The 12269-nt window shown below is 65.3% G+C and carries 10 protein-coding genes; 9 read left to right on the forward strand and 1 reads right to left on the reverse strand.

The genetic code is table 11. From position 1 onward, the window contains the following. Positions 1–4: 4 nt before the first annotated feature. Positions 5–583, forward strand: coding sequence for an HAD family hydrolase (locus tag ABB26_RS15155; RefSeq protein ID WP_083490869.1), 579 nt, complete (start codon positions 5–7; stop codon positions 581–583). Positions 584–690: 107 nt separating this feature from the next. On the opposite strand, the gene ABB26_RS15160 is transcribed toward ABB26_RS15155, so the two are convergent. Next, a complete protein-coding gene (locus ABB26_RS15160) occupies positions 691–1623 on the reverse strand; it encodes a carbohydrate kinase family protein (protein WP_057635540.1) in 933 nt (310 codons plus the stop codon). A gap of 275 nt (positions 1624–1898) precedes the next feature. Here ABB26_RS15160 and ABB26_RS15165 point away from each other — a divergent pair, with 275 nt between their 5' ends. The 8 genes from ABB26_RS15165 to ABB26_RS15200 all read left to right on the forward strand — a co-directional run bounded on the left by ABB26_RS15165 (position 1899) and on the right by ABB26_RS15200 (position 11985). Next, positions 1899–2945, forward strand: coding sequence for a rod shape-determining protein (locus ABB26_RS15165; RefSeq protein ID WP_017355500.1), 1047 nt, complete (start codon positions 1899–1901; stop codon positions 2943–2945). Positions 2946–3116: 171 nt separating this feature from the next. Next, a complete protein-coding gene (mreC, locus tag ABB26_RS15170) occupies positions 3117–4220 on the forward strand; it encodes a rod shape-determining protein MreC (protein ID WP_057635541.1) in 1104 nt (367 codons plus the stop codon). Further along, positions 4217–4702 carry a rod shape-determining protein MreD gene (mreD, locus tag ABB26_RS15175; protein WP_057635542.1) on the forward strand — a complete coding sequence of 162 codons (486 nt, stop codon included), beginning with the start codon at positions 4217–4219 and terminating at the stop codon, positions 4700–4702. Before mreC ends, mreD begins: the two co-directional genes overlap by 4 nt. Positions 4703–4704: 2 nt before the next feature. Next, a complete protein-coding gene (mrdA, locus tag ABB26_RS15180; RefSeq protein WP_057635543.1) occupies positions 4705–6801 on the forward strand; it encodes a penicillin-binding protein 2 in 2097 nt (698 codons plus the stop codon). Beyond that, entirely contained in the window at positions 6798–7904 is a 1107-nt protein-coding gene (gene rodA, locus ABB26_RS15185; RefSeq protein WP_057635544.1) for a rod shape-determining protein RodA, read from the forward strand. Before mrdA ends, rodA begins: the two co-directional genes overlap by 4 nt. A 428-nt stretch (positions 7905–8332) precedes the next feature. Beyond that, positions 8333–9469 carry a lytic murein transglycosylase B gene (mltB, locus tag ABB26_RS15190; protein WP_057635545.1) on the forward strand — a complete coding sequence of 379 codons (1137 nt, stop codon included), beginning with the start codon at positions 8333–8335 and terminating at the stop codon, positions 9467–9469. Further along, complete coding sequence (locus ABB26_RS15195; protein ID WP_057635546.1) at positions 9466–10677, forward strand: septal ring lytic transglycosylase RlpA family protein; 1212 nt, start codon at positions 9466–9468, stop codon at positions 10675–10677. Before mltB ends, ABB26_RS15195 begins: the two co-directional genes overlap by 4 nt. Before the next feature lie 93 nt (positions 10678–10770). After that, positions 10771–11985 carry a D-alanyl-D-alanine carboxypeptidase family protein gene (locus ABB26_RS15200; protein WP_057635547.1) on the forward strand — a complete coding sequence of 405 codons (1215 nt, stop codon included), beginning with the start codon at positions 10771–10773 and terminating at the stop codon, positions 11983–11985. Positions 11986–12269 lie beyond the last annotated feature (284 nt).

The raw sequence follows: 12269 nt of genomic DNA on the forward strand, positions 1-12269 counted from the left end.
CGACATGGACGGCACGTTGACCGAGCCGGTGCATGACTTCGCATTGATCCGTCGCGAGCTGGGCGTACCGGCCGAGTCCGACATCCTGCAGCATCTGGCCACCCTGCCTGCGCAGCAGGCGGCACAGAGCCATGCATGGCTGATGGAACACGAACATGCGCTGGCGCTGGCGGCAACGCCGGCACCGGGCGCGGTGGCGCTGATCCGCGCGCTGCAGGCCGCCGGTTGCCGGCTTGGCATCCTCACCCGCAATGCGCGTGAACTGGCGCAGGTGACGCTGGCGGCGATTGGTCTGGACGATTGCTTTGCAGCGCAGGAGGTCATCGGTCGCTGGGAAGTTGCACCCAAGCCTTCACCGGCCGGCCTGCAGTTCTTCGTCGAGCGTTGGAAGGTGGCGCCTGCGGCGATGCGCATGGTCGGCGATCACTACTACGACCTGGCCACCGCACACGCGGCGGGCGTGCCGGGTGTGCTGGTCAATCAGCCCGGCGATCCGTGGCCGGGCATGGCACGCTGGCAGGTGCGTGATTGCGCCGAGCTGTTGGAGTGCTGGTGCAGCAGCAGCGCGGTGATCGCGCGGTAGCAAGTGACGCTCGCCTTGCGAGTGGTGCTGCCTGCTCTTTGCGACATCGATCGACAAACAAAAAACGGCGCCGAGGCGCCGTTTTTCCTGCATCAATCCGGCAACGCTCAGAGCGAATAGCCGAACTGCTGCTTGAACTGGTCATTGAACTCGGCGAAGTCAAAGCGCTGGTTCTGGGTGCCGGGGTGTTCGACTTTCAGTGCGCCCATCAGGTTGCCCATGCGGCCGATGGTCAGCCAGTCGTAGCCCTTCTCGATGCCGAAGATCAGGCCAGCGCGGAATGCGTCGCCGCAACCGGTCGGATCCACCACGCGGCGCTCATGCGCCGGCGGGATGTCATAGCTCTTTTCCGGAGTGTGGATGATCGCGCCACGCGGGCCCTGGGTAGTGATGTAGGCCTTGGTCCGGGCGACGATGTCGGTTTCGCTCCAGCCGGTGCGTTCCTGCAGCAGGTTGGACTCGTAATCGTTGACCACCACGTAGTCGGCCTGCTCGATGAACTGGCGCAGTTCCGGGCCGTTGAACAGCGGCAGAGCCTGGCCCGGGTCGAAGATGAAGGGAATGCCGCACTCCAGGAACTCGGCGGCGTTCTGGATCATGCCCTCGCGGCCGTCCGGCGCAACGATGCCGAAGCTGACGCCCGGCACGTCCTTCACGTGGTTGTCGTGCGAACGCATCATCGCGCCCGGGTGGAAGGCGGTGATCTGGTTGTTGTCGTGGTCGGTGGTGATGAAGCACTGCGGGGTGAACATGTCCTCCAGCACCCGCACCTGGCTCAGGTCGATGCCCATCCGCTCGAAGTGTTCCCGGTAGGGGCCGAAATCCTGGCCCACGGTGCCCATCGGAATCGGGCTGCCGCCCAGCAGTTTCAGGTTGTAGGCGATATTGCCGGCGCAGCCGCCCAGTTCGCGGCGCATGCGCGGCACCAGGAACGACACGTTCAGGATGTGCACCTTGTCCGGCAGGATGTGGTTCTTGAACTGGTCCGGGAACACCATGATGGTGTCAAAGGCAAGGGAACCACAGATCAAAGCGGACATCGCGAACAGGCCTATGCGAAAAAGGGGAAGTCGCCGCCATGCACGCGCAGGCGGTGCGGCGCGATTCGCGCCAAAGCGCATAAGGTTACCGGCTGCAACGGCGCACGGCCAGAACTGAATCTGTACGTTGGCCGTGGGAAAGGGTGTGAGGGCCCGAATTTACAAGGATTCTCCTTGCTCGGGCCATGGTGGGTTGATAGGCTAACCGCCCTCAATTTCTGCCCATTTTTTCGCCAACCGGCGTGGGCACGACACCCCTCAGGATCACTTCCCAGATGTTCAAGAAGCTGCGTGGCATGTTCTCCAATGACCTGTCCATCGACCTGGGCACGGCCAACACCCTCATCTATGTGCGCGGGCAGGGAATCGTTCTGAACGAGCCGTCGGTCGTGGCCGTGCGCCAGGACCGCGCCATCGGTGGTACCCGCTCTGTGGCTGCCGTCGGCGCCGAGGCAAAGCAGATGCTGGGCCGTACCCCGGGCCATATCACCACCATCCGCCCGATGAAGGACGGCGTCATCGCCGATTTCACCTACACCGAGGCAATGCTGAAGCACTTCATCAAGAAGGTGCACAAGTCGCGCTTCCTGCGCCCGAGCCCGCGCGTGCTGGTCTGCGTGCCGGCCGGTTCCACCCAGGTCGAGCGCCGTGCCATCAAGGAATCGGCCGAGGAGGCCGGCGCGCGTGATGTGTTCCTGATCGAAGAGCCGATGGCCGCTGCGATCGGCGCCGGCATGCCGGTGACCGAGGCGCGCGGTTCGATGGTCATCGACATCGGTGGCGGCACCACCGAAGTGGCGGTGATTTCGCTGAACGGCATCGTCTACTCGGCTTCGGTCCGCATCGGCGGTGACCGCTTCGACGAGTCGATCACCAACTATGTGCGCCGCAACCACGGCATGCTGATCGGTGAGGCGACCGCCGAGCGCATCAAGGTGGAGCTCGGCTGCGCCTACCCGCAGGCGGAAGTGATCGAGATGGAAATCTCCGGCCGCAACCTCGCCGAGGGCGTGCCGAAGATGATCAAGATCAGCTCCAACGAAGTGTTGGAAGCCCTGCACGAGCCGCTGTCGGGCATCGTCTCGGCGGTCAAGCTGGCGCTGGAGCAGACCCCGCCGGAACTGTGTGCCGACGTCGCCGAGCGCGGCATCGTGCTGACCGGTGGTGGCGCCCTGCTGCGCGACCTGGACCGCCTGATCTCCGAAGAAACCGGCCTGCATGTGCAGGTGGCCGATGATCCGTTGACCTGCGTGGCCCGCGGTGGCGGTCGTGCGCTGGAACTGGTGGACATGCACGGCAACGAGTTCTTTGCGCCGGAGTGATGCGGGGAACAGGGGACGGGGAGTCGGGAATGAGGGCGCGCGGGTTGTCGAGTGCTTACCTGGGTTCCCACCCCGCCATGTTTCGCCGATGAAAGCTGGCGCGCCTGAAGTCCGGGTGTCTTGCCAGTCTCCGTTCCCCATTCGCCATTTCCAGCTCCCAGCGCTTATTTCGTGCCTCCCTACGCCGGTCCTCCCGTAGCCTCCCGACAGGGTGACGCCAGCAGCACTTTGCGCCTGCTGGCGTACCTGGCATTGGCCATCACCTTGATCGTGCTCGACAACCAGGGTGGCTGGCTGTCGCGCCTGCGTACGCAGGCCAGTCTGGTGGTGCAGCCGGTCTGGGCGCTGGCCGGCCTGCCGGGTCGCCTGGGTGCGTCGGTCAAGGACAACGCCGCCAGTCACGGCCAGCTGGTCGCCGAGAACCGCGAACTGCGCAACCAACTGCTGGTCGCCAATGCGCGTTTGACCCGGCTGCAGACCGCTGCGCTCGACAACGCGCAATTGCGTGAACTGTTGAATGTCTCCGAGCGTGCCGGTCTGGATGTGCAGCTGGCGCCGATTCTGGACATCGACCTGGACCCGGTTAAGCAGCGGCTGGTGCTGGATTCGGGCAGCCGCGACGGCGTGCGCGTCGGCCAGGCGGTGATCGATGCCGGCGGTCTGATGGGGCAGGTGATCGTGGTGACGCCCGGTCATTCGACCGTCCTGTTGTTGACCGATCCGGACCATGCCGTGCCGGTGACCGTGGCACGCAATGGTGTGCGGCTGATCGCCTATGGTCGCGGCGACCGCCTGGAGCTGCGGGACATTCCGCTCAGTGCGGGCGTGGAAGTGGGCGATGAAATCGTCACTTCCGGTCTCGGCGGGCGTTTCCCGGCCGGCTTCCCGGTCGGCAAGATCCTCAAGCTGCGCCCGGATGACACCCATGCGTTCCTGGTGGGCGAGCTGGAACCGGCTGCCAAGCTCGACCGTGGCCGCAACGTGTTGCTGCTGCGCTCGGTGGCCAGCGTGCCGCAGTTGCCGGCAACGACCGGTATCGAGCCCTCGTCGGTGCCCGCCGCGTCGACTGGCACCCCCGTGCCCGCCGCCGACCTTTCCCCGTCGCACAAGCCAACCCCTGACCCCGCGCAGCTTCCGGCCGCGCAGAGCAACCCATCCAGCCAAGTGCCAGCCACGACTTCGCCTGCACCGACCAGCTCACCCGCAGTGCCGGCGCCGTCAGCCACTACGCCGACACAGACAACGCCCGCCGCTTCGGCAGAGGTGCGCCGATGAGCCGCCTCCGTGCCAAAGCCTGGGTATTGCCGGCCAGTGTGGCGCTGGCGTTGTTGATGGGGCTGGTGCCGCTGCCCGAACTGCTGCAGCCGGTGCGCCCGTATTGGCTGGCGCTGGTGCTGGCTTTCTGGGTGATCGAGACGCCTGATCAAGTGGGCCTGGGTTTTGCCTTCTGTATCGGTCTGCTGGCCGATGTGATGTTCGGTGGGATCCTGGGCGAGCAGGCACTGCGGCTGGTGGTGATGGCTTTCATCCTGCAGCGTTTCCGTGCGCGCCTGCGCTTCTTCCCGTTGTCGCAGCAGGCGCTGGCCATCGGCGGCCTGCTGTTCAATGACCGTGTGATTGATGCGGCCATCCATCTGATGGCCGATGAGCCGGCGCTGCCCTGGAGTTACTGGTGGGCACCGCTGCTGGGCATGGCGTTGTGGCTGCCGCTGTACGCACTGTTGGATGCGCTGCGGCTGGGCAAGCGCGGTCGCTGACGATGTACAACCGGCGCCAGGCCAAGAACACGCACGCTGAATCCGAGCAGTTCCGGCGCCGTGCAGCGCTGGGATTCCTGGGCGTGCTGCTGACGTTGGGGTTGCTGGGCGGCTGGTACTTCAAGCTGCAGGTGCTGGACCACGACATCTACGCCACGCGTTCGGAAGCCAACCGCATCAAGGCGCGGCCGGTGGTGCCGGGGCGTGGCCTGATCTACGACCGCAACGGCAGGCTGCTGGCCGAGAACGTGCCGGCGTTCCGCCTGGACGTCACGCCCGACAAGGTCGAGGACATGGCCGCCACGCTGGCCGGCCTGCAGAAGATCTTCTCGCTGAGCGAAGAAGACATCGAGCGTTTCAAACAATCGCGCAAGGCGCGCCGCAGTTTCATGCCGGTGACCTTGAAGCTGCGCGTCAGTGACGACGAGATGGCGCGTTTCGCGGTGGACCGCTGGCGCTACCCAGGCGTGGAACTGGAACCCTACCTGACCCGGCGTTATCCCTACGGCGATCTGCTGGCGCATGTCATCGGCTATGTCGGCCGGGTGGATGACAAGGATCTGGAAGAACTGGGCGAGGGCAATGCCGCGCTGACGCATATCGGCAAGTCCGGGCTGGAGCGCTACTACGAGCAGCAGCTGCGCGGCAGGATCGGCTACGAGCAGGTCGAAACCAATGTGCAGGGGCGGGCGATCCGCACCATCGGCCGCGTGCCGGCGCAATCGGGCACCGACCTGCGCCTGTCCATCGATGCCGACCTGCAGCGTGCACTGGTTGCCGCATTCGGCGAGCAGGAAGGCTCGGCGGTGGCGATCGACCCACGTACCGGTGAGATCCTGGCCATGGTCAGCCTGCCGTCGTACGACCCCAATCTGTTCGTCAACGGCATCTCGCATGCCGATTTCAGGCGCCTCAACGACAACCCCTCACGGCCCCAGTTCAACCGGCTCGTGCTAGGTGGTGTAGCGCCCGGTTCCACGGTCAAACCGTTGATTGGTCTGGCGGGCCTGGACAGCGGCGTGCGCCGCCCCGAGGACAAGATTCTTTCGCGCGGCATGTTCTACCTGCCGGGCGTCAGCCGCGGCTGGGGCGACGCCAACCGTGGCGGTCATGGCTGGACCGACCTGCGCAAATCCATCTCGCAGTCGGTGAACACCTACTACTACCAGCTGGGTGTCGACATGGGCATCGAGCGCTTCGATGAGTACATGGGCGAGCACTACGGTTTTGGTCGTGCGACCGGCATTGACCTGGCCGGTGAGATCGACGGCATCCTGCCATCGCCTGCGGCCAAGATGAAGGCCCGCAAGGAGCGCTGGTATCCCGGTGATACCGTCAACGCCAGCATCGGCCAGGGGTTGTGGAAAGTGACCCCGCTGCAACTGGTACGCGGCGTCGGCGGCTTGGCCACCGGGCAGTTGCATCGCCCGCATCTGGTCACCGAACAGCGTGCCGGCTTCGATCACGACTGGGCGCCGACAGCACAACCGGCGGCCCGCTCGATCAGCCCCAATCCGTCCAATCTGCAGGCGGTGCGCGAAGGCATGATGGGCACCATGCAGCCCGGCGGGAGTGGCTGGCGTGTGGCTTCCGGTGCGCAGTACCGCATGGCCGGCAAGACCGGTACCGCGCAGGTGATCAGTCGCAAGGGTACCGCCGCGTTGAATCCGAAAAGCCTGCCGATGCACCTGCGCCACCGCGCGCTGTTCGTCGGTTTTGCGCCGGCCGAAGACCCGGTCATCGCGATCGCGATTGCCGTGGAAGGTGGCGGTTACGGCGGCTCGGCGGCGGCCCCGATCGCCCGCAAGGTGTTTGATGCATGGTTGTTGGGCGTGATGCCCGAGGGCCTGCAGCCGCTGGACGCCGAGCGTGGCACCGTGGCGGTGGGCGTGGCGACCTTCGATACCGAGGACCCGACCGCTCAGCTGCGTGCCGAACAGGCGGTACTGGCGTTGGGCGAGCTGCCGGTCATGGTTGGTGCGCCGTCGCCCATGCCGGAGCCGGGTGCACCCTCGCAGCCCGGCGGGACCCCGGTGGTGCCGCAATCCACGCCGCGCCCGCCCGCAGCGACAGGCTCGCCGACGGAGACACAGCGATGAGGGATTTCCTGCGTTGGGCGCTGGAGATGGCGCAGCGGCTTACGCGCGGCCTGGACTGGCCGTTGCTGGTCGCGTTGTGTGCGTTGATGGTCATTGGCCTTTCCGTGCTGGACAGTGCCGGCGGCAGTGGTCTGGTGATGGCGCAGGGCGCGCGTTTCGCGGTCGGCCTGGTGGCGATGTGGGGCATCTCGCGCATGTCGATCCTGCGCATCCGCGCCTGGACGCCGATGATCTATGCCATCTCGATGCTGCCGTTGCTGGCGGTGTTCGTGCTGGGTACCGGTAAATACGGCCGGCAGTGGTTGAACCTGGGATTGTTCTATCTGCAGCCGGCAGAACTGCTCAAGGTCAGCCTGCCGATGATGGTGGCCTGGTATCTCAACCGCATGCCGCTGCCGCCGCGTATTCCGGTGGTGCTGGTGGCGGGCGTGATCATCGGTGTGCCCACCGCGCTGGTGATGCTGCAGCCGGACTTCGGCACCGGCGTGCTGATCGCTGCCAGTGGTGCCTTCGTGCTGTTGTTGGCCGGGCTGCCGTGGTGGTGGGTGGGCGTAGGTGTTGCCGGCGTTGCCGCTGCCGCGCCGGTGGCCTGGTTCTGGCTGCTGATGCCTTACCAGAAGGACAGGATCCTGATGTTCCTGGACCCGGAAAGCGATGCCCTGGGCGCGGGCTGGAACATCATCCAGTCCAAGATCGCCATTGGTTCGGGCGGGCTCACCGGCAAGGGCTGGGGGCTGGGCTCGCAGTCGCATCTGAACTTCATTCCCGAACAGACCACGGATTTCGCGTTCTCGGTGCTCAGCGAGGAGTTCGGCTGGATCGGCGTGGCGGTGGTGCTGGCGTTGTATCTGTTCGTGATCGGCCGCTGCCTGTGGATCGCGGTGGAATCGCGCGATGGGTATTCGCGCCTGCTGGCCGGCGCCACCGGCCTGGCGTTCTTCGTCTACATCCTGGTCAACGGCGGCATGATCTCCGGTCTGCTGCCGGTGGTGGGCGTGCCGATGCCGTTGATCAGCTATGGCGGTACCTCGGCGGTGTCGTTGCTGGCGGGATTCGGCCTGGTGATGGCGGTACGCGCGCACCGGCCCGTCCACGGCGGCTGATCGCGCGTTCAAGGGTTGATCCAGATCAAACACTTGTTTTGACTAATTCTTCACAATTGCACCCGTCACTTGCTGCGCTTGCGCTGTGACAGCCAGATTGACCTTTGGCGGGTTGGCGTGGGGAGACGCCGCCCGGTTCCCCCAAGGGTCGATCAGAACGCCGGTCATCTCTGTGGGATGGGGAGATGGCCGGCGTTCTTTTTTACAGGTGCAGTGTCGAGTCATGCCCGGCAAGCGGCCTTCATCGGTAACGCCCCGGCGGAGCACGGCTCTGCTCTACAGATGCAACGCGCCCCGCGCATTCATCCGGGACGGCACCCGAACTGACACCGTGCCATCGCGATGCTGCTGCAAATCCGCGCTTCAATCCTGTTGTGATTCATGGCCTTATTGATGGAAATTCATCTTTGACCTGCTAATCTCGGCCGATGATTCGACGCGTACTTATCTGCTGTATCACCTTCGGCCTGGTTGCCTGTGCGACCCAGCCGCATGCCCCCGTCACCCCGCCTTCAAGTGCAGGCACGCCGGTCAAACCGGCGACCGGTCCAGCGGAAGCGGTCCCGGAGAAAAAGCAGGATCTGCCGCCGGTTGACCTGACCCCGGTGCCGTTTGAGACCGCCCGCGCCAATTTCGTGCGTGACACGGCGGCCCGTTACGGCATCGACCCTGCTTACATCGAAGCCACCCTGGCGCAGGCGCAGATCCGCGAGCCGATCATCGCGGCGATGTCGCGCCCGGCCGAGCGGGTCAAGCCGTGGAATGAATATCGGCCGATGTTCATCACCCAGGCCCGCATCGACGGCGGCCGTGCCTTTCTGGCCCAGCATCGCGATGAGCTGATGCGGGTGCAGGAGCGTACCGGCGTGCCGGCCGAAGTGATCGTGTCGATCATCGGTGTGGAAACCAGCTACGGCAAGAATGCCGGCAACCATCGCGTGATCGACGCGTTGTACACGCTGGCATTCAAGTACCCGCGTACGGGCGACCCGGCCAAGCTGGAGCGCGAAGTGCGCCGCGAGCTGTTCTTCCGCGACGAGCTGGCCAAGCTGTTCGAGCTGGCCAAGCTGGAGCAGCTGGACATCAACACACTCAAGGGCAGCTATGCCGGCGCGATGGGCATGGGCCAGTTCATGCCGTCCAGCTATCTGGATTTCGCGGTGGACGGCAACGGCGATGGCCGCCGCGATCTGTTCAACAGCTATGACGACGTGTTCTCGTCCATCGCCAACTACTTCGTCAAGAAGGGTGGTTGGGTGCGTGGCGGCACCGTCGCCGTGCCGGCCACGTTGGCGGCCGGCCGCGAAGAGTTCAATCCGGTGGACTGGACGCCCAATCACAGCATGGCCGATCTCGCCGCACGCGGTTACCAACCGGTGGTGCCGGTACGCGCGGTGGGTGCCACCGCCACGCCGATCACGCTGGAAGGCAGTGACGGCAAGCAGTACTGGCTTGGCTTCCAGAACTACTACGCGATCACCCGTTACAACATCTCCAAGATGTACGCGATGGCCGTATTCCAGCTGTCCCAGGCCATCGCCGGCAAGGAGCTTCCCCCGGCATGAACATCAAGTGGCTGGTCCCTGCGTTGATCGTGCTCGGGCTGGCTGCCTGCAGCAGCGCCCCGAAGAAGCCCGGCAAATCCACGGCCGGCAGCAGCGGCACCCCGTCGGGTGCGGTGGTGCACGGTCGCGGCAACGCCAGCAGCGGTTGTCCGGAAGGCTCGCCTTACGCGCGGGCGCAGGAAGACCTGACCACGCGCGGCAACTACACCGCTGGCGGGCTTTATCGGCCAGGGGTCAAGGACACCACGCCGGACTACGTGCCCAACGTGGGCTGCATTCCCGAGCCGGTGGTGACCAACGAACCGCGTTCGCCGGTCGGCAACAAATCGCCGTACGCGGTGCTGGGCAAGCAATATCAAGTGATGGACCGTGTGGATGGCTACGTCGAGCAGGGCACCGCTTCGTACTACGGCCAGAAGTTCCATGGCCGGCTCACCTCCAACCGCGAGGTGTATGACATGTACACCTTCAGTGCGGCACACAAGACGCTGCCTTTGCCGAGTTTTGCCCGCGTCACCAACCTGGACAATGGTGAATCGGTGGTGGTGCGCGTCAATGATCGCGGCCCGTTCCACGACGGCCGGGTGATCGATCTCAGCTACGCCGCCGCGGTACGGCTGGGCATCACCCAGCGCGGCACCGGCCGGGTGGAAGTGCGCGCGCTTACGCCGGGCAGCGACAACCTGCAGGCGTCCGGCGACAGCCGCCGTGCGCGTCGCGAGCGCGCCGCCGCAGTGCCGGCAACCACGCGCGCGGTTGCCACCGCGGCGCCCAGCCATATGGATCAGCTGGTGGAGAAGCTGCCAGCCGCACCGGTAGCTGTTCAGCCCAGCGCCCGTGGCGCACGTCCGGCAACCACGCTTGCCGCAGGCAGCGCGCCCGACACGGTGACCGTGCAGGCCCTGGCGCCGGTTGCAGCGGCAGCAGCAACCGCAACCGCAACCGCTGACAAACAGGGCCCGGCCACGCGCGCGTTGGGTGCGATCCTGTTGCAGGTCGCCAGTTTCTCCAGCCGCGACAATGCCGCCCGCGCGATGGGGCAGCTGTCGTCTGCCGGCATTGTCGGTGCCTCCCTCAGTGACATCGTCAGCGGCGGCCGCACTTTGTGGCGGCTGCGCGTACCGGCAAGCGACCCGACCACGGCAGCGGAACTTGCCGGGCGTATCGCGGGTCTGGGCTTTGGCAGCCCACAGATCGTCCGCGACTGAACGCAGTCACTCCGGGGCCCCGCTGGTTCGGCGTTGGAGTCCTACAATGACCGCCCGTTTTTTCCTTCCTCGTCCATCAGGAACCGCTTTCCGATGAAATTCCGTTTTGCCGCCGCCGCTCTGGCCACGACGTTCGCCATTGGCCTGGCCTCTGCCCAGACGCCGACTCCCACACCGGTCCCGACGCCGGCTGCTGCGGCCGCACCCGCCCAGGTGGCAACGCCACCGGCGCCAGTACCGACCACGGCCACCGCTTGGGTGCTGATGGATTACGCCACTGGCCAGGTGCTCGCAGGCGAGAACATCCATGCCCCGTTGCCGCCGGCGAGCATCACCAAGGTGATGACCTCCTATGTACTGGCCGCCGAGATGAAGACCGGCAAGATCAAGCCGGACGACCAGGTGATGATGAGCGAACGTGCCTGGCGCGAAGGTGGCGCAGGCACCGACGGCAGCTACAGCGGCTTCCCGGTCAACCAGACCGCGCGTCTGGAAGACATGGAAAAGGGCATGGCGATCCAGTCCGGCAACGATGCAGCGATTGCATTGGCCGAACACGCTGCCGGCAGCCAGGAAGCATTTGCTGCGCTGATGAACAGCTATGCCGCCAAGATCGGCATGAAGGATTCGCACTTCGTCAACGCGCACGGCCTGAACGCCGAAGGCCACCAGTCCAGCGCCTATGACCTGGCGTTGCTGGGTCGCGCCTTCGTGCGCGATTACCCGGAGACCTACGCTTACAACAAGATCAAGGAATTCACGGTTGGCAAGATCACCCAGCCCAACCGCAACCTGTTGTTGTGGCGCGACCAGAGCGTGGACGGCATCAAGACCGGTCACACCTCGGCCGCCGGTTACTGCCTGCTGAGCTCGGCCCAGCGGGGTGACCAGCGCCTGGTTGCGGTGCTGATGGGCGGTGCTTCGGAGAAGCAGCGTGCCGACGACAGCCTGGCGCTGTTGAACTGGGGTTTCCGTTTCTTCGAGACCCATCGCCTGTATGAACCGGGCAAGGCCGTGACCACGCAGAAGGTGTGGAAGGGCGCTGCCGACGTCGTGCAGCTGGGCGTTGCCCAGCCGATGCTGGTGAGCGTGCCGCGCGGTCGCTACAACGACCTGAAGCCGAGCATGGATGTACCCAAGCAGTTGGTGGCGCCGATTGCCGCCGGTCAGCAGATCGGCACGGTCAAGGTGTCGCTGGACGGCAAGGTCGTTGCCGAGGCGCCGCTGGTAGCGGTGCAGGCGGTTGAAGAGGGTGGTTTCTTCAAGCGTCTGTGGGATGCCTTCATGATGTGGTGGAAGTCCGAGTAAGGGCTTTCACCGGCTGAAAAAGCCGAACGGCGTTGCCGTGTTCTGTCGACCGATGTACGGGGCAGGGCGCAGCGACGCCGTTTTTGTTTCTGGGAGTGTGCGGTGGAACGGGCAGGTTCAAGGGCTGCTTGAACGGCCGCAGCGCTTGCCCGGGCAAGCGCTGCACATCTGGACTCATCGATCACGCTCTCGGCCCTGCGCTGCGGAAAGCGGCGGGATCAGAGCGTCCGGCTGATGGTGAAACTGCCGAATACCGGTGTTTCCTTCTGCCCATCAAATTCGCG

Source organism: Stenotrophomonas humi (genome assembly GCF_001431415.1).
Classification (GTDB): Bacteria; Pseudomonadota; Gammaproteobacteria; order Xanthomonadales; family Xanthomonadaceae; genus Stenotrophomonas; species Stenotrophomonas humi.